The 24739-nt window shown below is 36.6% G+C and carries 18 protein-coding genes and 1 tRNA gene; 9 read left to right on the forward strand and 10 right to left on the reverse strand.

The annotated features are described in order from the left end of the window. Positions 1-33: 33 nt before the first annotated feature. Complete coding sequence (locus F8N35_RS10490) at positions 34-819, forward strand: MBL fold metallo-hydrolase (protein WP_293052450.1); 786 nt, start codon at positions 34-36, stop codon at positions 817-819. Here the strand turns inward: F8N35_RS10490 and F8N35_RS10495 are convergent. Both F8N35_RS10495 and F8N35_RS10500 read right to left on the reverse strand, forming a co-directional pair. Continuing rightward, on the reverse strand, positions 812-1177 hold the full coding sequence (locus F8N35_RS10495; RefSeq protein WP_293052453.1) for a YraN family protein: 366 nt from the start codon (positions 1175-1177) through the stop codon (positions 812-814). The genes F8N35_RS10490 and F8N35_RS10495 overlap by 8 nt on opposite strands. Before the next feature lie 45 nt (positions 1178-1222). Continuing rightward, a complete protein-coding gene (locus tag F8N35_RS10500) occupies positions 1223-1870 on the reverse strand; it encodes an HAD family phosphatase (protein WP_293052456.1) in 648 nt (215 codons plus the stop codon). A 95-nt stretch (positions 1871-1965) separates the two neighbouring features. On the opposite strand from F8N35_RS10500, the gene F8N35_RS10505 reads away from it, so the two are divergent. Continuing rightward, positions 1966-2040 (forward strand) — tRNA-Ile (locus F8N35_RS10505). A gap of 110 nt (positions 2041-2150) precedes the next feature. Here F8N35_RS10505 and F8N35_RS10510 read toward each other — a convergent pair. Genes F8N35_RS10510 through F8N35_RS10520 form a run of 3 tightly spaced genes read right to left on the reverse strand, consistent with a single transcriptional unit; the run spans position 2151 to position 5273 of the window. Beyond that, a complete protein-coding gene (locus tag F8N35_RS10510; RefSeq protein ID WP_293052459.1) occupies positions 2151-3161 on the reverse strand; it encodes a BT4734/BF3469 family protein in 1011 nt (336 codons plus the stop codon). A 59-nt stretch (positions 3162-3220) separates the two neighbouring features. Beyond that, on the reverse strand, positions 3221-4918 hold the full coding sequence (locus F8N35_RS10515; protein ID WP_293052462.1) for a phage/plasmid primase, P4 family: 1698 nt from the start codon (positions 4916-4918) through the stop codon (positions 3221-3223). Continuing rightward, positions 4905-5273, reverse strand: coding sequence for a hypothetical protein (locus tag F8N35_RS10520; RefSeq protein ID WP_293052465.1), 369 nt, complete (start codon positions 5271-5273; stop codon positions 4905-4907). Before F8N35_RS10520 ends, F8N35_RS10515 begins: the two co-directional genes overlap by 14 nt. Positions 5274-5412: 139 nt before the next feature. Here F8N35_RS10520 and F8N35_RS10525 point away from each other — a divergent pair, with 139 nt between their 5' ends. Next, positions 5413-6099, forward strand: coding sequence for a hypothetical protein (locus F8N35_RS10525; RefSeq protein WP_293052468.1), 687 nt, complete (start codon positions 5413-5415; stop codon positions 6097-6099). On the opposite strand, the gene F8N35_RS10530 is transcribed toward F8N35_RS10525, so the two are convergent. Beyond that, positions 6100-7266 (reverse strand): serine/threonine-protein kinase, encoded by a 1167-nt coding sequence (locus F8N35_RS10530; protein ID WP_293052471.1) that lies wholly within the window; start codon positions 7264-7266, stop codon positions 6100-6102. 136 nt (positions 7267-7402) lie between these two features. Then, positions 7403-7993, reverse strand: coding sequence for a hypothetical protein (locus F8N35_RS10535; protein WP_293052474.1), 591 nt, complete (start codon positions 7991-7993; stop codon positions 7403-7405). A 335-nt stretch (positions 7994-8328) separates the two neighbouring features. Here F8N35_RS10535 and F8N35_RS10540 point away from each other — a divergent pair, with 335 nt between their 5' ends. Both F8N35_RS10540 and F8N35_RS10545 read left to right on the forward strand, forming a co-directional pair. Then, positions 8329-8943 carry a hypothetical protein gene (locus tag F8N35_RS10540; protein WP_293052476.1) on the forward strand — a complete coding sequence of 205 codons (615 nt, stop codon included), beginning with the start codon at positions 8329-8331 and terminating at the stop codon, positions 8941-8943. Between the two features lie 22 nt (positions 8944-8965). After that, positions 8966-9841, forward strand: a complete 876-nt coding sequence (locus F8N35_RS10545) for a hypothetical protein (RefSeq protein WP_293052479.1) — start codon at positions 8966-8968, stop codon at positions 9839-9841. 110 nt (positions 9842-9951) lie between these two features. On the opposite strand, the gene F8N35_RS10550 is transcribed toward F8N35_RS10545, so the two are convergent. The 3 genes from F8N35_RS10550 to F8N35_RS10560 form a co-directional block, all read right to left on the reverse strand. Beyond that, positions 9952-10404, reverse strand: coding sequence for a JAB domain-containing protein (locus tag F8N35_RS10550; protein WP_293052482.1), 453 nt, complete (start codon positions 10402-10404; stop codon positions 9952-9954). A gap of 84 nt (positions 10405-10488) precedes the next feature. After that, positions 10489-14232 carry a hypothetical protein gene (locus F8N35_RS10555; RefSeq protein ID WP_293052485.1) on the reverse strand — a complete coding sequence of 1248 codons (3744 nt, stop codon included), beginning with the start codon at positions 14230-14232 and terminating at the stop codon, positions 10489-10491. A 559-nt stretch (positions 14233-14791) separates the two neighbouring features. After that, positions 14792-14929, reverse strand: coding sequence for a hypothetical protein (locus F8N35_RS10560; protein ID WP_293052488.1), 138 nt, complete (start codon positions 14927-14929; stop codon positions 14792-14794). Positions 14930-15776: 847 nt separating this feature from the next. Between F8N35_RS10560 and F8N35_RS10565 the strand changes: the two genes are divergently transcribed. The 4 genes from F8N35_RS10565 (at position 15777) to F8N35_RS10580 (ending at position 24733) form a co-directional block, all read left to right on the forward strand. Further along, entirely contained in the window at positions 15777-16832 is a 1056-nt protein-coding gene (locus tag F8N35_RS10565; RefSeq protein WP_293052492.1) for a T9SS type A sorting domain-containing protein, read from the forward strand. Positions 16833-16925: 93 nt separating this feature from the next. Then, positions 16926-20726, forward strand: coding sequence for a hypothetical protein (locus F8N35_RS10570; protein WP_293052494.1), 3801 nt, complete (start codon positions 16926-16928; stop codon positions 20724-20726). 23 nt (positions 20727-20749) lie between these two features. Beyond that, positions 20750-21178: a hypothetical protein gene (locus F8N35_RS10575; RefSeq protein ID WP_293052497.1), complete on the forward strand. Its 429-nt coding sequence runs from the start codon at positions 20750-20752 to the stop codon at positions 21176-21178. 96 nt (positions 21179-21274) lie between these two features. Further along, on the forward strand, positions 21275-24733 hold the full coding sequence (locus F8N35_RS10580; RefSeq protein ID WP_293052500.1) for a DUF6443 domain-containing protein: 3459 nt from the start codon (positions 21275-21277) through the stop codon (positions 24731-24733). The last annotated feature ends 6 nt before the right edge of the window (positions 24734-24739 follow it).

The raw sequence follows: 24739 nt of genomic DNA on the forward strand, positions 1-24739 counted from the left end.
TTGTCGGTGGAATGACAGTACAACTATCACTAAATGGAGAAAGGATTTAGTATGAACAGACTGGTAAAAAAATTAGCATACATCACAGGGGCGGTTTTGCTCATTGTTATAGTACTTGGGTTGATATATTTCTTTAAGTTCAGATCGGAAACCCAAAAGATGAGCCCTTGTCCCACGCAGGAACTGGCAAACGGACTGTATTCCATAAACGACTCTTTTGTCAATATGTATCTGGTGAAAGATGGAGACAATTATATTGCCATTGATGCCGGAAATGATGCGATGGCTATCGCAAAAGGTCTGAAGCAACTAAAGATAGATCCGGCCAGGGTTACGTCTGTTTTGCTTACTCACTCGGATGCAGATCATACAGCCGCGTTGAAACTCTTCAAGAATGCCGAACTGCGTTTTTCGAAAGAGGAAGAACAGATGATTAACGGTAAGACTGCCAGAGCGGCAGGAATGCACAATAGCATTGACCGAAACCAGTACACGCTGATTAATGACGGCGAAACATTTATGATTGGCACAACCAGCATCAGAGGAATCCTCACACCCGGACATACCCCCGGTTCGATGTGTTACCTTGTAAATAACCGATGGTTGTTTACCGGCGATGCTTTAGGTCTCAAACATGGGAAAATAGTTCCGTTCAACGACTTCTTCAATATGAACACAGATCAGGCCGTCAAGTCGATCTCCAACGTAACATTGCTGCGCAGGGTGGAACTGCTTCTGACGGGACACTACGGATGCAGTGATAAGTTTGATAAAATTGCTGCCGAATGGGATAAGGAGAAAACGAAGTCTCTTAATTGACCGGAGCGATAAAAGCATCTTCAATATGTTCGATGCGATAGCCGTTAGGAGAGGGTAGTGCGGCTATAACATCAAAGCGAGTCGGCATATCTATTGCATACTGGTGAATATAAGCATCGGTAGCCATGACGATACGACGAATTTTGGCGGCAGTAATTGCATCAGCCGGATGTTCAAATGTCTCTGTGGAGCGAGATTTGACTTCAACAACCACCAACCAGCCATCCTTTTCGGCCACAATGTCCAGTTCCAGTTTCTCGGCAAACCAGTTGCGATGGCGGATTGTATAGCCATGTTTAATCAAATAATTGGCCGCAGCTTCTTCGCCTTCCTTGCCAAGTTCATTGTGTTGTGCCATGGTGTTGTTAGTAAATAGTAATCAGTCGACAGTATGCAGTATCGATTAAATGGTCTTAACAGTATTTAATACGCTTTTGAAGAGCGGTCTCAAATCTTCGCGGGGCTGTACCAGATATGTTTGAAAACCCATGGAAGCTGCAACTTCAATGTTCTTCTCTCCATCGTCCAGAAACAGGCATTCTTCCGGTTTGAACCCTGAATCCTTAAGGATATATTCAAAAATTTCAGGATCAGGCTTAGCCATGTGAATCTCGTTGGAAAAATAACACTTGTCGAAATAATCATATCTGGAATGCCCGTCAATATCAAAGTTCCGGTTCATGCTGTAATTGACATGAACGACATTAGTGTTACTCAGCATAAATACCTTAAAAAGCTTCCGCAAGGCAAGTAACAGATGTTTTTTTTCTTCGGGAACATTCAGCAGGAATGAAGCCCATGCGTCACGAATTTGCTCATCGGTAACCGGATATTTGGAAGCAGAGCGTATCTCTTCATAAAATTCCTGTTCGGTCGCCAGTCCTTTTTCAAAACGCAGAAAGATGCCCGATTGCCGGTAGTTGCTCACCATCTCGGAGAAATCGCATCCGGTGATTTTATATAAATTGTCGAGACAAAGCTGTTTATCCAGATTAATGAGCACTCCGCCGAAATCAAAAAAGAGTGCTTTGATACTTGAAAAGTCGATCATTTCTTAAAATTTTTACTATAACCTATTGCGGAAATCCACGAAAAAGAATATCTTTGCATCCGCTTTGCAAAGGTAACAAAACTTTCGCAAAACATGGGCCTATAGCTCAGTTGGTTAGTAGCACCTGACTCATAATCAGGGGGTCACAGGTTCAAGCCCTGTTGGGCCCACCCCTTAAAACCAAGCGCTTACAGAGATTTTCTGCAAGCGCTTTTTTATTATGGAACACCAAAATTGCACTTAGCCCGTGCAACGCGATGAAAAGGGATGAAACCATGGGTCATTCAAATTCTATTTCTACACCATATCTTGAGGCAATTTCAAGCAAAGTTTCCGAGTTTGGCCTATAAGTTCCCTTTTGAATTGATCTGAATTTTTCATCAGTTTCTTCATAAGTATATCGGGAATAAAAGCTGCTGACCTTATGAAAAAGAGCTCTTCCTTCTTCCTTTTCAAAATGATTCTTTAGATAGCAACATATCTTGACCCAATCACCATATTTCTCTGTTATATCAATTTTTCCTTCAATGACATGATTTATTAGTAACCTTACTTTCTGGATTTTACTTATTGTTTCTGTCTTGACCTTGATAGTATCCAAATTCGTCGGCTTAAATAAAGCCATTTTGAGTGAACGAGGATCGTTTGGTACGATTGGTTGGATTGGTTGAGATTGTTGCATTGCTTGTTGTTTTTGAGTTGTTCTTTCTGAATTATTGATGTGGCTGACTTTAATACTTCCTTCCATCGTTTTTTCATACAAAAGAGCTTCTGGATTTACATGTGGATTTTCGTCATAAGAATAGCCTCTTAACCGACTCACATCACTACATCCGCCATCAATTACTATACCCATATCCTTAAAATCCTTTTGGAGGGCATAGAAGTGTCCTTTGTGCTGCTCTGGGTATGCTATCGGGACAAGACAGAACAGACCGTTGCCACTCACAGAAAGCCCACAATATAAGATATGGTCGTTACTGGAAAGCTCTTTCTTGAGTGCTCCCATATCCATGATATTTGGATTATCTTTTCCATCAATATCAATGCAAATAAGACCTGAATGAGCAATCAATTTATTCGCTCTCCTTTCCGAAAAGATGCCGCTTGGCGTGATAGCTGGCAATGATGATTTCAGACGTTTTCGTTCATTTTCATCAGTTGTTGAACGAATCATATCAACAATACTATTGTTATTATTCGACAAAAACAACCACTCCCAGATGTTAATTGAGCGACTTGGGACTGTAGTTTTATAAGACTGGAAAACAGATACAGTAATTTTTTTCATGTATGTAAAATTTTGGAAGATCAGAATTGACATTTCACAATTCTGATCTCTGGTTAAAATTAATTGTTACAGGTAGCGTTTTTTGCAAGCATCATCTCAATTACAGATTGCGTTTTAGGATCAATATTAGAGACTGTCTCTTTAATACAAAAGACTCTTGTCTCATTATTTGTACATTTACGTTTAATGTAAAAATGATGCATGTCAAGCCTCCTAAGGAATTCTGTACTCGAAACTTTATTATTTCCATTATTTAAGCAGTACGTCTGATACTCCTCATATAAGAACTTAGATGTTTCATAATCCTCAACTGATGGTATGTAACCTTCAGAATCCATAAAGGACATCACACTATCACTCTCTTGCTGAATTCTTTTACCTACAGCTTCAATTTTGGGAGACTTAGTAAAGTTGCCTTGAGCTAATAACCGTTTCAATCCATCAATGACCCAATTAAAAACTCCACTTAACTCATCCGCAACAATTTTTTTCGCCAAGTCGGGATCTCTTTTTTCTTCAGGTATCGTTACATTAAATTCAAGAAACATAAATCGCCTAAAATACCCATTTGTTTGTTCCTGATTTCTAGGCAACAGGTTGGTATTAAACATAAATTTTGAGTAATTGTATATCTCAAATGGATCTTTATAAGGTAAGCGTGCATCAATTGGTTCATTACTAATCAACTTCTTTGCCTTATCGTAGTCTACATATTTACCTCCTAATTCTGATGAATAATTTAACAATTTATCTACTAATTTTGCACGTGAATATCCTGTTTCGTCTGTCAATGAACCAAGGGGATAAGAACAAATATTGTCACTACCCAACAAAGCTCTAACAACATCATAATAAACACTTTTCCCATTGCAGCCATCTCCTACAAGGACTAAACAACGTTCAAGTTTTAAATCTATAGTAAATACGTAGCCCAAAAATTCAGCCATTACCATTTGCGCTTGTATTTCTGGAATCACCTCATCTAAATATTTTTGGAATTTTGGAGCTTTAGCTGTTTCATCATACTCAAAAGGTAAAACGTAGGTGAAGAAATCTGCACTATCAAAAGCTTTCAATTTCTGGCATTCTCTACTAATGTGGAATGTTCCGTTTTTAAGGTTAATTTTTATAGTGGTTGGGTCATTTACTGGACGAGGTATTAATGCCAGATGATTATATTGTTCTCTTATAGCTTTCAAATGTTTGGGATGTTTTGATGCTTCTCTGGAAAACCCGCTTTTTTGGGATATGATTGACAAAAATGTATCAATTTCTTTGTCTTCAATTTTTTTCCAATATCCGTCTTTACTATAATAAAACGTACTGCCAGTAATCGTATCAATTCCAATTCCAATTCCTAAATTTTCAGCAACCTGCAATAGATTTTCAATTGTAAATAGGATTTGATCCTCAATCGAAGGATTATAACTTTGTAGCTCTTTAATAATCGCACCATAAGAGTCTCCATCTTTAACCGTTTCTAATTCTTCTCGAAGACGTCTAATTTGCGCTATTCTTTCGGGGCTTTCACTATGTTTGATTTCCCTAAAATCAAGTGGTAAAATTGCATCAATTAAGATTTTCAAAGATTTATTGTTCATGAATTTACGTTGAACAAGAGGAACGTAATTTTTCACCATTGTATTTGTGGTATTCGACTCGTTTTCATCTTCTTTTTTCATAGTTTCAACGGGGTTAGTGGTTTCTGGCGATTTTGATAGATTACAATTGGCTTTAGTAACATTATTTGTTTCCATAGAGTTTTTTATTTTGAGATGATTTAACAATAGAATAATTTGATAAATTGAGGTTTTCCGAAGGGTTGATAATTTGTGCATCAAACCATTTTATCAGTTCCCCCTTATTAAAAAGCAGTTTGTTTTCCAATTTATGGCATGGAATCGTTCTTGATGCTGCCATTTTTGTAAATTTTGACCAGCTAATTGAATACCCCATAGCTTTTAGTTCTGCTAATGCTTCTTTTGAGGAAAGATATTTTTTCGGGACTTCCTCCGGTTCATCAATTTTATCAAGAAGAATTTTCTTGATTAATAAAACCTCTGTAAGCAGGTGATCCACTTGTTGAGGTAAATTTTCAAATGTTGATGGCATAATAACTAGTGTTTATATTACTGATATTCAATTAAATATGATGCAAAGGTACAGCTATGTTGGAAGGCAGGCTAGTAGCAGAGAAAAAATTATGAAATACTTTGTACTTTTGTTGCACAAAATATTAATCTTACCTCTGATGAGTATAGAAAAAAGCGAGATCAAATACAACAAGGAGTTATATAACCTGATGATAGATGAATTCAAATCCAAATACGTTGATTGTTCGACTTTCAAGGACTTTGACAAAATAAAATGGATCATAAACAAGGAAACTGTAGAACAGGAGGAAGAACGTCTTTTCCAAAAAAAGCAAAGCAGAGACAACAAACAGAAGGACAAACAGAAGGATGATCCGCATGAGGATAAACTAAGTGATGATACCATAAAGAGGGCATTTGGCTTTATTTCCCGCACATATCCTCCCAATGCCACCACACGTTCCGTTATTGCAAGGGCAATAGGTTACAAAGGATGGGATGATTTTTGCAAGAAAGCTCTCGAAAATTACGAAGCTGGATTCCAAACTATAGATAGCCATTTTTTTAGCAGCCTAATTACCGAACAATTGATTACTATTGGATGGTATCCCCGAAAGTATTGCATCCTCAAATATCTTGGCGAATATGAATTTGAGGTAATTGAAAATTGCGGATTGAAAAGCAAGATTGCCCGACGGTTCGAGACAACCGGCTTTCAATTGGCCAGTTCTAACAATAAAAATAAAGTAGCCCCTCCTGACATTGTCATCGAACCCTTATTGGATGATGATCCCGATTGGGAATTAATAAAAATGGGGATATTTCCAATGGAATATCTGTTATAATCACTTAAAGGTATAAGTCAGTTGCTCAAACTTCTCCTGATGCTGATAATAATAATCAGACCAGGTTTTCTCGATGAGGCTATGAAGGGATGTTTGGTATAAGCCAAATTCCGGGGAGGTGTTGGAAATTCTCTCTTGCAATAATTGTTCCATTTGGTTGGTAACATCATTGACCAGAGCGTTATACTTTGTAGTCCATTTCATAACGGATGCACTACTTGATAACGTATCCAATTCAGCATAAAGGCGCTGGCATCTTTCGGTTGTCAGCGTCTTTGCCTTTTGTGCAAGTTGATTGTAGATATTAATGAATTCTGGAATTTTGCTTAATGGTTCATTCGGGGCTTGCATCACCGGATGAAGATTTACCTTTTCAAAAGGTGAACTTTTTATGACAACCTCTTTGACGATCTTATTTACTGGATTCATCTCATTTTGTTTTTCTGACTGCTTATGAATCAAGAAAGACATTAGTACCATAACCACAAAGGAACCGTATATTAGGAAATAATTTGCCCTACTCTTTCTGCTGAGTAGTTGAATTATTCCCGAAGCTGAGGAAAATCGATCTTCCCTTTCCGATGCAATACAACCTGAAACAATACGTTTACTTTGAGGAAACTTGATGCCGGTTGTTTTCAAGTCCGATAAAATGATACCAAGGGAATAAATATCCGATCGTTTATCTATCCCTTCATTGTTTACCTGTTGTTCCGGTGAGGCATATCTTAAGGTGCCCGCAGGTTGCTTTAATATGGCAAAGGAATCCGTATCGGACAATCCGAAATCAATCAACTTTACGTTATTGCCATTGCGTGTAATAAGAATATTCTCTGGTTTTAAGTCGCGATGAATAATTTGCCGTGCATGAATATAATCCAAAGCGTTGCAAAGTTCAGTCAGTATCTTGATTGTAGCAGGGGTAGTTATTGAATCATCTTTGAAAAATTCGCCCCAACTTACACCCTCCACAAATTCCATTACAATACACAATCCCAATTCTGAGACATATTCTATTCCAATCGTCTGTACAATATTCGGATGTGATAACGGATAGGCTATATCAAATTCTTTTTGTAGCAATCCTAAATAAACAGGATTATCCCGATATTCTTCTTTCAGGGTTTTCAGAACATGCCACTTGCCAAGCCGTTTTGCCTTATACAAACAATTGTATCCTACGGTTGAGGTGTGAATACAGGTTATATCCTTAAATTCATTAGAAATATGTATTCGGGAAGGATCAATGATCCCCGAATTTGAATTCAGATTGATTGGTTGCACTATTTGTCGTTATTGAAGATTAATCTGTTTCAATCAGAGATAACAACGACAATCCGGTTTGATAGCCGGCAATATAGTTCATTGGTTCGCAATCTTTATTTAATGATGCGGCTTGTTTTAATTCGGTAATAATAAGGGGTCTGTTTAGATGAAACTGATCCGCACAAAAGGTATCTCCGATTTTAATCTTGGCATTCCTTGCCTGTATCACTTCAAACTGGTTATTACCCATATACTTTATCTGGCAATAACGGTTCGGATTCCATCCAATCTCTAAGACATCACCAACTGTCAATTCTGAGGTAAGAATACATTTACCTGTGAAAAATTCAGATTCATTATTTCCCTTCTCTTGTTGAAGCGATAAACAAAAGTTGTCCCAGTCTGTAAATCCGATATACCTGGCCAAAACTGAAAGAGTTGAAAAACGAGGTGCATGGGAAGTAGGAATATACCCCCAGAGGCGCTTGATGGTTGAGATGCTGATCTGTTCGTGGATACTTTTATTGAGTTTGTATGAGAGCAAGTCAAAATCAACCGGGCATTTCAAGGGTCTTCCGACTCTTTTTTCCACTTCTACCTTTAATACCTCGATATATTCAGACTCCATATTCTGCTTTTTACTTCAAAAGTCGTAAAAAAATCATCCCCATTTAACAATGTCCATTGTTATGAACCGATATGAACTTTAATGAACCAAATTGAACTTATGCCGTGTTACACTGTTTCGTAATTTTGCCTCAAAATTACACCAGAAAAACACAAGCAAAAGCTAAATATCTCTGATAAATGCTGAAATAAAGGTCTTGAGAATTCAACAGAGAAAAGAAACGGTTATCTTCGTGCAAGTCATCTTACATGGTGATGCCAGAATAAAGGCAAACAAATAAACAACAATAACCAATCAGAAGTGGTTTTACCACCTCTATTTATTTTTATTAAGCTATGGGATTTATTAATTCTTTCAAGAGCCAGATTGGTAGGGATACCGGAAAAGTAGTATCTAACTATGTTTGGGGTGATAAGCATGCATCTGTATACAGAAGAGCACAAAGTCGATATTCGTCAAAGAAATTCAATGAAAGAGAAGAAGCCGCATTTGAAAAATTAGTACAAGAACAGAAAATTGAAAAAGCTCAAGCGGTTGTTGATAGCGGCATCGAGAAGGTGATCGCAATGAAAGTTCCTCAGGACAAAGAGCACATAATAGAAATGCTTGAAGAATTGACCACAATGCTAATTGCTAATCCTTGGGGGTCTATTGTCAAAGATGAACTTAGGATAACCAATAAATATTCTGATGCCATATTGGTAAAGTATGAACAAGCATTGTTCGCACTAAAGACTAAATTCCCCAATGAAGTTGAAAATGCTTATTTTGAAAAACAATTCCTTGATTTTCAGAAGACAAGGAAAAAGAAGAAATACACGGAAGTTGCATTAATTTCTATTTTCTGCATTGTGCTTTTTTCAATTGTAGGAATCATGGCGCACAATGAACAATCAGAACATGAAAGCAAAGGAAAGATTTTTGAGAAAATAGAATCAATCATAAAATAGATCGACTTAAATAACACTTACCATGAAGCAAATTTATCTCCTGCTTGGCTTGATGATTGCACTTAGTGCTTATGCAGTTCAACCGCAACAAAATCACCTTCCCCAGACAAAGAAGTTTGGAACAAAAATTATAAAGCAGTGGAAATTGGAAAGATTTCCATTGCACTTCTCAGTTATCCCTGCAAAAACAAATTTCTGGAGAAACCGATATACAGGTAGGCTCGAAAGATATGAAGAATTCAATAAATATGGACAGAGAGATGGGCTTCTACTTGATATGCAATCCGATGGGATTCATCCAGAAAGTGCATCCTATACATACAAAGGAGAGATTGTTTATATGATCGATTTCTTTCCTAATTCAAGCACACCAAAATACATTAGAAGCTTTACGGCGACAGGAGCGAAAGACGGTTATGTGATTGATCGAACTTTGTTAGACACTGGAGGGTACACGGAAAATATTGAGAAATATAACAATGGCACACTTGTAGAAGTAAATGGAGTTAAACAAGCAAAACCCGATTATAGTCTGGAGCTCTTTACGGGAGAATATTTAGAAACAGGTCATCTTGCAGTAAAAGCTGAAAACGGCAAGATTAAATCTATCTATGAAAATTATAACGGTGTTATGCCTCAAGGAGCCAAACTTACATTTATAAATGACACCACTCTGCAATACGTTGCTCGATATAAATATGAAGATAGATATAAAGACCCGGAAACTATTACATTTTCAAAAGAGGTGAATTTATTGTTATATAAAAACCACTACACCAACAAATTAGAATTACACTATAATGCTGGTCCGCTGTGTCCAAATAAAAATTGCATGATTAACATAACAGACACAGATGAAATAAAGGATGTCGTTGAAATCTTCAAAGGGTATTACTGATTATGCATAATTCAGTTTATTTGAGAGTTGTGGCTATTAAAGATAGCTTAAAAGGAAGTGATATGTAATACCAGTTTGAGTTAACGACACAGTCCAAAAATTGTGTAAATTCATAACATTCCTTCATTTGCAAAGCTATAATGATCTTCTTCGGTCATAATGATATGATCCAGGAATGTAATGTCTAATAATTCGCAAGACTCTTTCAATTTCTTGGTCAGCCTTATGTCTTCAGGACTCGGACCAATAGAGGAAGATGGATGGTTATGAGAAAAAATTATTGATGATGCGTGCACTTTCAAGGCTGTTTGCATTATGATTTTAATATCAACGAATGTACTTGAAATGCCGCATTTTGAGATATTTGATATGCCTAATACCCGGTTGGCCCGGTTCATATAAATCACGTAGGTTTCCTCATGGTGCTGCATACAATCTTCAAAAGCTATCTTTAGAAGTTTAACTGTATCATCGGAGCATTTGATTTGAAAACGATCCGAAGTCCTGACATTATCTTTATAAGAGACCTTGATTTCCGGTATCTTGAAATAATCTACTTTCATAACAACGATATAGTGTTAGTGTATTACTCTTACTATATCCTTGAATAACAGAAATTATAAGGAGATCAGAAAAAAAGGAGCGAATCAATTAAAATCCTCATAGAATTCCCTTTTCAGCTCATCCTTTATTCTCAAATCACAATATCCAATTTGACGACTTACATATTCTTTGTGTTCATGATAATTTAGCCTATTTGGTAATCTATCAAGCACTGAAATCACATTTTTCCAAGTATCTTTTTCCCCTTCTAATATTGGAATATAGCTTCCTGACCAACTTTTACTCCTTTTGACAACCTCTAGACTTTTAAATATCTCAAAATTATCATTTAAGGTTAGAAATTTCTTCAAAAACAACATTTTTAATTCCGGATATTTATAGCACGTAATACGAAACACAATACACATATAGCTTTCATTCATATTGTTTTTATCAATTAGACTTTCTAAATACTCTATTGGTCTTCCAGCATATTTATTCTTCACATTTGGGAAAAAAGCAGTAATAATCCCGCCTGAAAAATAATATATGTTGTTAGTCGTAAAATATTCAAAGATAGAATTCATAATTTCCAGATAATTATCCAAATCCCAAACAAAATCATAGTGTTCAAAATCATATCGAGAATATTTATCTGGAGAATTGAATTTTAGAATGCGCGTAATAATCAATGAATCATGCTCTAATAAAGCCCTGAGAATTTTCTTCTCATAATCAAAATGTTGTTCAATATCATTTGAATATAAATAAACTTCAATAAGGTTCTCAAATGAAAAATCGCTAAATGAAAGACATTTCTCAAAAAAAAGTTGCCCCACGCCAATGTTAATTTGCTCATTTTGCCTTTTCCAAAGAACGAGACCTAAAATTTCAGAATAAATATCTCTCTCTTCTTTAAGCTCTTTATATTTACTTGCGAAAGTCAAATCCCAAAATATATATTGTGATTTCAAAGAATTAATTGTGTCTAATAAATCTGCATATAGCAAAGATAGATGTTCACTTTTCACCTCATCAATAATTAATGCCTGATGAAAGTAGAACTTCTTATTTTCATCTAAATCTTGTATTAACTCAAAGAGAGCTAAATAGGATTCTGGATTTGCTTGAAAAAAACGAGCAAAAATATAACCAAAATGAAGATTGAAATTGAATTTGGTGAAATTTAATTCTAGTACTTTCAGAAAAAGCCAGACGTCGGACTGAGCCAGATGTCCTATTATTGTATTCAGAGAACTCTCATATTGATGTGTTACATTATTAGCAACACCAATCTCCTTCACATGCTCTAAAATTGTAGATACGTGATAAAATAGCGAACGATAATCATCTATTTTAAATTTATCACAATATTTTTTAAGCTCTACTTGGTGTAACCGATCCTCCTCTTCCCATCCAATCTCTTTTCTCCTTTGTTTGTCCGTTTTTAATATTTCGGCAAGTAGAAATAGCTTGCTATTATACTTATCTTGAATCCCTTTTTTATAATCGACATTCAGCCAGTCCAATCCTTCCATAATATTTTGAAGAACAAAACAATCCTTAAATTCGTTGGGATCGAAGTATTTACTTATTATCTGGTAAATAAAACTCAAATCATGTTCCAAAATTTCTTTAGAATATTGGTATTCATAATATGACAGTCGATACAATGTTTGTAATACTATTGATTTGTTACCACATTGCAATAAATAATCAAAGCATTTAATTCTAAATGCCTTAACTGATTCTGAAAGCCATAAATGGAAAGTGTAAAAAGTAAACGTTCTACCATTACTTTCATCTTCTCGATGTTCTATTTTTAGAAAATCAGGGAGTATTTCAGCTAAGACATTCTCGTATATGATTTTATTTTGGCTCGTTTGAGCATTCGTTATTAGAAAATCAAACAGTAGATGCTGAATACGATCACCATATTCATAACCCAATCTGGAAAAATTAAATCGTTCTTTACAAATATAGATAACGGCAGGCATTTTAGAAGGGTCTTTTATTGCGTAATAAAACATCAACTCCAATGAATCTTTGAAAAACTCATCGCTGTGATTCTTAAACCGAGATAAAATCTCAAGATCAATCCCTGTTCCGTATGAGAATTCATTTAGTTCGTAACGAAATCTATATTCAGAGACCTCTGTCGTATCTTGTTTGTCAATTTGTCTCTTTATAAAAACAAATACCTGTGGAGCCAAATAAAACCAGAACAAATCAAAATATTTGAGTAAGTCTTGATCATTACTTTCTTTTTCAATGACCAACCAATGCTTTAATATCTCTGGTTTCAAGATAGTCTCTATGTGTTTATAATTAAAAGTATTTATTACCGGGATGATAGTATCATTAATTCGGTTTTTGTAATCTAAATAGTTGTTAAGAAAGAAACTGAAGCTTAATACTTTGTTTTCAATGACAGCCTTATAGAAAATATATGTTGAAAATATTTGGTCTGATATTTTAACGATCTGCTGCTCGAACAAGTCAACTAATTCTGTTTCATGAAGGGAATAGCATATTTCCCAAAATTTAGCCTCTTCAATGTTTAGCCTTTCAAAAATGTAATCACAAAGTTTCCGATTTTCCCTATCAATACGAGAGAAAAAAGAGATCAAGGCCAAAACCTTTTGTGTTATAGGTTCTTTTAAAAGCTCAATCTCATTAAACAACGATTCAAAATACTCATCATAGATCTGAGATGCATCATAAAGCTCCAATAAATTAGCTGCTGTACGAGCAACTTTAGCGCTCATAATTGCCAATCGTGCATTCCCTTTTGCAATTTTAAGGATTCTCTCTATGTATGAGGGTTCTGTAATTTCAAAATCATCCGATTGAATAATCTTTTTTAATTCATCATCAGAAAACGTCTTTATCTCAATGGTTGAGAAGCTATAATTTAAAGCAATAGATTTTACAAAATTGAAAGCATAATCTCTTACTGTTACTACTACTTTAAAACTATTAGGTTTTCTATCTTCATACAGACTTAATATCCATTGAAAGTTTTTGGCTAATCTATTTGCATCATCAACCAACAATACATAATTCTTGTCTATTCTTATAATCTCTTTAATATCATCCCAAATTGGAAGGTCTCGGTTGCCTATACATAAAAAAGAAAAGCCGTTTTTATCAGCATATAGTTTTGCTAATTCAATTGCAAATTTTGATTTACCTGTACCCGGAGCTCCATGAATTAATAATAGGTCATTGTTATTTAAAGAATTTAATCCATCTTCGATTTCCGTCTCTCTACCATAAAAAGTATTACTTAAAGGTGTTGAAATCTTACTCTTTTCATAGTTAACAATAAAGGCTGACGGTTCTTGTATCTGACCAGTGCCAACTTTAATTCCAACGTAAGTTCCTAAAATAGGATAATCGAGGACCGCAAATGCCAAATCTCTTATCCCCTTTAAATCAAGAATGCATTTTGGATTGTGTTGTTTGCATAACTCTTCAAGTGTTTTCTTTTCCTCCGGCTTAATCCGTCCCGTAAAGCATAAAATAACTTTATCTATTTCCTCTTTCTTTAGTCCTGTTTTGGACATATCAAAGCAGTTTTCAATATCCGACTTTAATTTGGCATAGAAACTCTGACCTTTTTGGGTCCTTTCACGAGTCGTGTATTCAGCGAATATTAATTCCTTATTGACAGTAAAATATGAATCTGGAATTCCTTTTCTTGATTTTTCTTTACCAATAACACTCCCAATTGGAGTAATGGTGTTAGGATTGAGTTTTAAATACAAAAAGTGGTTACAGAATTCTTGGAAGATGTCCCCATTAATCTGTGCTAAAGCATTTTCAATTTCAACAACCTTAATCATGGTGTAAAGTATTATTTATATGCCTCTTATAAATTTAGAATAGTTAACTGCAACTTTTAGTTTGTTAGCTAAACGAACATGGTAGCTTCAATTTAAACTTAACAATATCACGTTTGAACGAAAACACTAAAGTATATATCATAAAAACCATTCCGGTTTTAACTTCCTTGATTTTAAAAACAATCCAATCCACTAAGATCCACAAAAATCACAAAATAAACAACAGATAAATTTAAAATCAGAAGAAATCATTTACTCAAATGATAAATTTCCATCAACTTTATAAAACACAACCCATTTATTACCAATTTTTTATGATTAAGACAAACAGATCAATATCGTCTTCATTAGATGTGAAGTTTAAATTTCAACTTGTTTATTGTTTGAGAAGAATATATTTATACTGCTATTAATATCAAAAATGAACAAATGAATGAAATGAAAAAAAAATTCTTATAAACATTTATATAAATGACTATTATAATAGAATAAAAAAGATATTATATAGATTTTTTTTTCATTTCATTCATTATACTCACTTTTACACGATACATATAAATCACTGCAAATCAACATGTAAACATTTTCTATTTTTCACAGCATCTTGAAGAGGCACTAAAGCCATGAATACATCCTTTTCAATTTCTTTCTCCACCTCATCAATTGATGCAAGCAAGTGTTCAACCATTCCTTTCATAACGATATAGTTTAATGTGTTTTTTGATACATACTATATCCTTGAAAAACAAATATTATAAGGAAACCGGAGGAAAAACACTTACCCGCTTAATCAAAGCAGGTAAGTAATAAGGCGTTCTTTTCTCGCTCAAAACTGGCTAAGTAAGCAATGCTATTGCTGTTTTCAAGACCTTTATCCCATCAGGCTTTTGCAGGTTTATTTGGATAGGGATAAGTTGCTGTTTTTATAAATTTCTTGTATGAAATATTTTTGATTTTATTCGGATTATGTAAGATTAAAAATATCCTCAATCTGAATTTATTTATGTAGATATTCTTTTGATTATTGAAATGATGATTTACATATTACATTATTATCATATATTAATTAATTTATCAATATTCATCACAGTTTTACAACATTATATTTATTCTTGATTTATAGCAATAATAAATATAATGCAGTGTATTCATCTCATATGCACACTAATGATTCAAGATTAGATCATCAATTTATTGGTCTATTACACAAATAAATGAATATTATTAACTTAATTTATTTGGATATAATTTGTTTAATGTTTTACTTTACAATTGAATATTATAAATAAAATATTGAAATAAATATTTTTACTTGGATTGGGATTTAACTACTCTCTAATCCAATCTTGTTACCTACCAAAATCTCACTTTGTTTCTTTCAGGAACCAACGACAGAGAATTTATGACATTTACAAAGGGATATTTGTGCCTCTTGTAATACCACCATTTACCTTAAGCAAGAATAAAACTGAAACTTTTCAGGCTAATATTAGTCTAGGTTTCATTACCATTTTCGCGGAACAAAAACTTTAATCTTAAATACTATGAAGAAATATCTACTCGCGCTATTCTTTTGTGCTATAAGTGCCAGTGCTTTTACTCAAATTCCCAATACAGTCTTCTTGTGCAAGTACCGTAACCTACCCCATGCAGGCGATTCCATTATCAAACAACAGATGGAATATGTGGATCCCGGAGCCGCCGGCCGCGACATTACCTGGGACTTCCGCACCGTACGTCCGGTTGACGACGCGTACAACCTCCGTTACAAAGCCATCACATCCGACACGTTACAGTTGATGGGAATCGAACACCGCACTATTTACAGGTATCAAGTAAAAGGTGACATCTTGTTGCATACAGGCTTCGAAAACGCAACCACCCTGATGGAATACTCGCAACCCGAAATAAAAATGAAGTTTCCATTCCATTACGGAGATACTATTTCTTCGCGTTTTGCCGGAACTGGTGAGTATTGCCACCGTTTACCACTACATGTGGCTGGGATCACCACCACACTGGCAGATGGCAGCGGCACACTCTTTACTCCCGACGGGAAGGAATACAAAAAAATATTGCGGGTGAAAAACCTGCGGGAATATTCCGAGACGGGGGTTGACAGCGTTACCATGCGGTTGGAAACCTGGTCGTGGTATGTAAAGGGAAACCGTTATCCCATATTTGAAACGGTAAAAACGGCTACACACAAGACAGGCAAGGAAGAAACCGAACATAAGGTGACTTCCTTCTTCTACCCTCCCATGCAACAGGGACAACAAACGGACACTACAGGATTAGCAGAAAAAGAAAGCGAATTAGGTAATTTACCGGCAATCGACCGAATATTTACCAACTGTAAACTTTTGCCCAACCCTGTAGAGAGCCAATTACGGATAGAATACGATCTGGCGCAAAATGCCACCATCAATTTCTCGCTACATGATGCCATAGGAGTTCCAAAAATTACCACCTCACCAAAGCAACAGCAGGTGGGACACTACACTGAAAACATCTCTATGAGTGGCTTTTCCCGTGGCGTATATCCACTCTACGTAACAGTGAATGGCATGGTGAAGACGCTACATGTGGTGAAGAAATAAAGCTGTAAATCAAAGAAATGTAATCTCAGCTTTCATCGAATTTAAGTTCAAATGAATTTCGGAAGTATTTGTTTTAATAAAAAATTAGAATCTATGACTCCAATTTATTTCAAAAATTTAAGCAAACAAAAAGTACTTGTCCTGATATTTATCATAATGGGAATTAAAGTGGTAGCACAAAATCCTCCTGTAGAATTTCTGAGTCCTGAAGCAAGTAATCTGGGATTAGTCGGTAATCTCCCTGTTAGTCTGCATACAGGGAAAGTTAATATTGACATTCCATTGTCTATGGGAATTGATAATAAAGCGCAAAATATTTCCCTAAGTTACAACACCTCTGGTGTGATTCCTGATTCCCATCCAGGATGGGTTGGTTTAAATTGGACGTTAAACGTTGGGGGCGTAATCACTCGTGTATTAAAATTCATTCCTGATGAATTAGAAAATGTGGGTTCTTATTATTCGTCCGGATATACTAACAGCAACTCATTAACTAATCTAGATAACACTCCAGGAACTGGCAGTAACTGTTGGAACGGGTTATGTACGACAGCAGATGGTGCTCCAGATGAATTTTATTTTAATGTTGATGGATTGAATGGTAAATTTTTCATCAACGCCTCAGGCAAATTTCAAGTACAGTCAAATCCTAATTATAAAATAGAAATTGAGGGTTCCTCTCCTTATGATCCAAACATGTCGATGGTTGATCGTGCATTTCAGCCATTTAAAGGGTTCACACTCACGTCAGACAACGGGACAAAATACAGATTCGGATATTCTCCAGCACTTATTGAGACATCTTCGTCATATCTTAGCGGAACTTCCTCTGAAACAGATGGATATGCTACAGCGTGGTATTTATCTCAAATTATTTATCCAAACCATGAAGTTATAAACTATTACTATACAGATAAATTTCAAGATCAAGTGGCATCTGGTGCAGATTTGAATCTTAGTCAATTTGTATCGGGAAATATTTCTACTACGGTAACCAATGGATATTCCAGTCAAAATGCCATCAACATTTGCATAAGTAATCATGCGTACTTAAAATCAATAGAAAGTGCAACATATAAGGTTGCATTTAATATTTCGCCAACAAATCAATTGAAATGCGGAGGGTGTGATCTAGATCATTGGCAAAAATTAGATTCAATAGTTGTAACAGATAAGTTAACCGGGACAAAAAACAGATCATATGGTTTTACTTACACCAATGATGCGACAAAGCGGTTATCTTTACTTTCCATTACTCAAAAAGACAATATGGGTCACGCAATACCTCCTTACGAATTTACTTATGATCAAAATCAATTACCTCCGTATAATTCTGCACAAACTGACTATTGGGGCTATTTTAATGGTACCTCTTATTCAGATGGTTATGCCTCTTTGATTTTCCCAGACAACAGTAATGTTTTTTATTATTCACCTAATCGGGAACCTAATCCAACATTCATATCTTTTGGAACACTGCAACAAATTAAATATCCTACCGGAGGAACAATCTCATTAGAATATGAACCAAATGATTATTCTCTATCAGGTATACAAACTTTTGGAGCAACTAATATTCAATATGATTCGATCCGTTGGTCATGGAATGCTTCATATTGGCGTAATTGTGGATTATACAATGGATCACAACCTTTGTTGTTAACTAGTTACGCTGATGCAAATATATATATGAGCCCTTCTGGGGTTCGCAAGTCAATGCTTATTGCTCCAGGTTCTTATACTGTTGATCAAATAGCCACCCTTACAAACGTGGCAACAGGTAGCAATGTCGCTGCCAATATCAACTACCGGTTGTTAGCCCCTAGTCCTAAAGCAATAGGGCCTGGTTTGAGAGTGAAAAGGATTCATTATCATAATAATAGTGATGAGTATATACATGAATATATTTATGCACGCAATTATTCGCTTTCCAACCAGAGTCCTAATGTATCAAGTGGGATCTTAGGTCGTAAGCCTATAATGGTTGTCTTAGATGCTGCAAGTTATAATATAAAAACATGGACTCCTGGCAAATGTTTTTCTAATCCTCAGAATCCACTTTCACTTACATTAGGGAATCCTATTGGTTATTCAGAAGTCGCAGATATTATCAAAGATGCGAATGGCAATATTCTTGGTTATTCAATCAATAAATATTCAAATTTTGATTCTAACCCAGATGAGGCTGTAGCTAAAGTTGATGGATGTACCGTTTTTGTTGATGTCGCTTTAGGACCATGGAGTAATAAGGATTATGAAAGAGGAAACTTGATAAAATCCACTACATATAATTCAAATGGCAATATTGTCAAAACTATTGAAAATTACTACTCGACAACCATATTTAATTTATATTCCGCAGTAATGCCAATCCAACTTATTTATAATTTATCCCCTTATAGCGGTTATAAGGGGGCTTGGAACTACTGCTGGTATAAAAATTATTTTGGGACTTCCTATTTAGTTTCAAAAAATGAAACAGTATTTGATCCTACCGGGAATAAGATTATTTCAACATTAAACACCTCTCATACATACAATCAGTTCCTATTGCCAAGTTCGGAAACAACCTATTCCAGTACCAATAAAGCTATCTCAACTCATTATTCTTATCCCTTTGAACTTTCTTCTCCAATTTCTATTGGAATGACAAAAAAGAATATGTTGAACTATCCTGTTGAAACAACACAATACTACGATAATAATCTTGTTAAAAGCAAACTAATGACCCACAAGCAAGTCGTTATTGCTCCAGACACCCTTTATTTACCTGAAAAAGAATATTCTGTAGAGACGGCTTCTCCTATTGGTTCTTTTTCCAGTTATAACGGATCATCTATGGATAGTCATTATGGTACTCCTAACTTAGAATTTGTAAATTATGGCCTATATGGAAATATTTGCGAGATAAAAGACAGAGCCGGAGTTAGTACTACATACCTTTGGGGATATAGCAATCACTATCCAATCGCTAAAATCGAAGGTCTTACATACAATGAAGTAGCAACAGCAATCAGTCCTACGTTCATTAATAATCTGGCATCCGATTCAAATCCATCCAATTATATCGAACTAATCCGAGATATGATTAAAAGCAGCGGGAAGACTGCTATGATATCGACATATACCTACAAACCATTGGTTGGAGAAGCAACGTATACTAATAGTCAGGGTGTTACCTCTAATTATTATTATGACACTTTTAATCGACTTTATTTGAAAAAGAACGATGACAAAAATATTCTTGCCAAATATAGATATGGTTATCAAAATAACCCCGACAACGGACAAGGAGGATATGCAACGCTCACTGGCACGTTGTCAGGAGTGGGTTCGTCATATACGTTAGGTAATAGCGTAAGCGCATCTATATCAGCAAGTGGAGGGTCAGGGAATTATTCTTACAGTTGGTCATTACTCAATGGAGCTTCTGTGTTATCAACCGGAGGCAATGGCAGCAGTTTCAGTTTTAGCTGTTCGCAAAGCGGAACCCTCACTCTTCAATGTGTGATCACCGATAATTCAACAGGCCAAACAGCAACGGTTACCCAGAACATAACTTGTAGCACTGGAACACCCGCTTACGGCAATTTTACCTTAGAATCGGGTTATACTAATTATTACAATTCGCTTTCGAGCAATGGCAATACCATATCCTTTAACTTGGTGTTTGGGGTGAACAGTTCAACTATGAATTCTGGGATTAATTACCTTGTTGCGTGGCTACCCGTAGGATTTAGACCCTCAGTAATCAGGTATTTACCGCTAGATTCCGGAGGAAGAACCTGGACTATAACATTCAGCCCCGACGGAATGGTATATTGCCAAATTGTCTCAGGTTCATCCTTATCCATAGGTGGAGTGGCAAGCTTTAGTGGCAGTTTCAATTTATAATCATTATCTAAATCTTTGCAGTCATGACAAGAACATTTTTTTGCATATCAATATGGATACTTTTTAACTGTTTATCTGTTGCACAAACCCGTGCCAAAGTATTCGAAAACGGCAGCGCCGACACCACTCATATTGCTGTTAACAAGCGGGGAGGATGGTTGTTTGTCAGTCCTTACCTTACCCCTATCAGCACAGACAGCGTGAGGATAGAGATGATCTTGCAGCATGACCGTACCATCGACTGGAAACAAAAACAATTGGTGGGGCATATCACCCGTCGCGAGTTGCTACCTGTAAACGGACAGGCAGTCGACTTTAGTCTAGTGATCAGTCAGTTCCGCATTTACATCGAACCCGACGGACGTTGCTACCTGCAACAGATATCGGGCAAGCTACCCGATGATGACCCGTTGGCCATTCCCGTTAGGGCAGTATATGCGAGAAACATGTAGAAAAGATTTTAGAATTTGGAGATGTGGAATTGAAAATAGTAGAATCTCTCAACCCATTTCTCGAGTTCTCAGTTTAATGATTAAATAATCGATATTATGAAACAAATGCTATTTTTCATTATATTCGGAGGAATGGTCATACACCTTGCAGCCCAGACTTCCACTCAAAACTATATTGTCACCACTATCCCCAATCAGATGGTAAGCAATCCGTCTTCTGTGGTTGATGACGGATCTTCATCTGCCAATGCCAATTCGACTATTCAATATTTTGATGGGTTAGGCCGCCTTTCACAAACTGTCCTAAAAGCATTTTCAATTACCTCTTCAGGAGTAAAGGATTTGGTGAGTAACATCAATTACGATCCTTATGGCCGTGAATGGCAGAAGTGGCTACCAGTCCCAACAAATTCAAATACAGGAGAATTCACCTCTCCAACAGATTTTACATCTTTTTGTAATAGCCAGTATGGAGCCGGTGAAAAGCCCTACTCAACCATTGACAACGAACCATCTCCTTTGAACCGGGTGGCAGGACAGACCGATCCGGGTGTAGATTGGTACAATGCAGGCAAGAAGAAAATGATTGAATACACCACTAATGGATCTGATATAAAATTGTTTACCGTAGTAAATGATCAACTCACTTGCAACGGAACCTATAGTGCGACAACTCTTTACGGGCAAAAAACAACTGATGAAGACGGAAAGACTGTCGAAGAATTTACCGACAAACAGGGACGTAAGGTGTTAAGTCGTACGGCCGGAAATTATGATACCTATTTTGTGTACGACGACCTTGATAATCTGCGCTATGTATTGCCCCCGCTGGCTTCCGATCCCTTAGGAGGAAACACCTCATGGAGCAACGACGATCCTGTGCTCAAGCAGTATGCCTACCTCTATATTTATGATGGAAGAAAGCGTTGCACATCCAAAAGATTGCCTAGCTGCGATTGGATATACATGGTTTACGATAAGGCAGATCGGTTAGTAATGTCGCAAGATGGCAACCAACGTACCAAAACCCAGTGGACAGTGAATAAATATGATATATTTGGACGATTATTGTATAGCGGGCTCATTACAAACTCTAATGACAGAAGTTATTGGACTGCACAGTTTTCGAGTGCCATTGCAGTAGAAAGTTTCGTGGGGAGCGCAAATGAGAATATTCCCGGAACTGGTTATAGCTCCACCATTGTCACCCCTACGGTAATGTTGTCCGTGAACTATTATGACAATTACTCTTTTTTAAGTCTTCCGGGCATTAATACAACCCAGCTCACTTGTACGACCCTGAGCGGCTACACCGCTCCTGATGCGACACCATCGACTCCGGGTTATGCCACAGCCATGCTTACCGGCACAAAAGTATATCATTTAGACAACCCGGCTCTGTTTGAAGTAAGCGCCCTCTATTATGACAAATACGGGCGGGTGGTACAGACCCGTGCCAGCAACCACCTGGGAGGGTATGATATTACCTACAATGCGCTCGATTTTACGGGAAAACCCACGGCTACTTTGAAAACCCACGGCATCAGCGGGGCCTCTGACACCTATAAGGAATACTACACTTATACCTATGATAAAGCCCAACGTTTACTCACTACCACCCACAAGATTGGAGATGGAGGATCATTGGTGACCCTTGTAAGTAATGCGTATGATAACTTAGGCCGCCTGCAGACCAAAACCCTCGGAGGCGTGGATGCCACCTCCTATAGCTACAATGTACGATCGTGGGTATCGGCCATCTCGGGTAATCGTTTTACAGAAAATCTTTGCTACAACCAAAATACGGCAAGTCTTACTACCTTTACGGCATGTTACAACGGTAACATAGCCGGTATTCAGTCAAATATTCCAAGCGAAAGCCTTGGCAATAGGGCATACACCTTCGCATACGATGGTTTGAACAGGTTAACGACAGCCACATCACAGGATGGAAAATATTCTGAGAGTTATCAATTCGACAAAATGGGAAATATCACCAACCTGTATCGTGGAGGATTACAATCGACCAGTCCTGGGAAAACGTTCAGCACGATTGACAACCTCATTAATTTTAATTACAATGGCAATCAACTGATGTCTGTTTATGACAACGGCAGTAGCGGTTATTTCTATGGCGATGAAGAGTTTGTCAATAATAACAGCAATCAACGGGCGTATGATGCCAATGGCAATATGATGCATGACGCTTCCAATTGCGGTATTTGGGCAATCGGTTACAATGTATTAAATTTGCCCAATGCCATACAGTTCCAGTTGGGGCATCAGACGCTTTATACCTATTCGGCGGCAGGTACGAAACTGAAGGTGGTGGACAAGACGGCACCCGCAGGGGTAAACTTGCCGGTATCAAGTTTGGACATGGTTCTTGCCAATCCATCGGTGGCATCGACTACCACCACCGATTACGTGGGTAATATGATTTACCAGAATGGCTCTTTACAAATGATACTCTTGCCCGAAGGCTACTGGCAGGCAGGTGTGTACTATTATTACCTGAAAGACCATTTGGGCAGTAACCGGGTAGTGATGAAAAGTGACGGTTCGGTTGTGGAAAGCAGCAATTTCTATCCAAGTGGCATGCGTTTCGGCGAAAGCGTAGCAAGTGGAGACAACGTGCAGCCTTACCGCCATATTGGAAAAGAGATGCAAAGTATGCACGGGCTAAACTGGTACGATAACGGTGCCCGTATGCGACAGGTTGATCTTCCTGTATGGACAACTGTAGACCCATTGGCCGAAAAATACTACTCCATTAGCCCGTATGCATATTGTGCGGGAAATTTAATAAATTCTATTGATATAGATGGCAATATAATAGTAAACTGGCATGCATGTAGTGATGCAAGTTATGGATACGTAGAGAAGATGCCAAACAATGACGACATGAGTAGGATTGATCTTTATCAACATTCAACAAGTACAAAAGGAAATGTTATAGTAGCACCATACTTCCATGGTAATATAGCTAGTCCTACACCTATTTATCCATCTGATATAAAGAATGGGAAATATTTTGGAGAAATGATGAAATATTCAGCACCAGAAGCCTGGAATAATATTATAGAGAATGGTGGCACTTTAGTCCTTCATGTTTGCTTTTCAGGGGTAGATGGTGGTATTGCTCAGATGATATCAAAAGCGAATAGGAATATATTAGTCATTGCTCCTGATGGATACGATGTAATTCAAAGTAATGGAGTAGATCTTGGTCCTTTTTATTCTTACGATGAAAAGACAGGAAAAGCTTCAAATCCAGGGAAATGGATATACTATAGAAATGGCAAGCGATTACCTTATACAGGTACCCAAAGCAAAGGTGGAAAATATATTAAATTTGAAGGATGCGCAGTTGAATGTAATGCAAGTACCCAAGAGGTTGATTATGAAAAATATAATCAAGATCTTCTTGAGCAAACTTCACCTCGTCAGCAAGATAGATTGCATGTTGGGGAGAATGGATACGAGGGGTCATATTGGGCAACAGATGATTATTTAAGACAATTTGGCAAGCCTGATAAGAAAAAAATCCAGTAACAATAA

Source organism: Paludibacter sp., from assembly GCF_009712605.1.
Taxonomy (GTDB): domain Bacteria; phylum Bacteroidota; class Bacteroidia; order Bacteroidales; family Paludibacteraceae; genus Microbacter.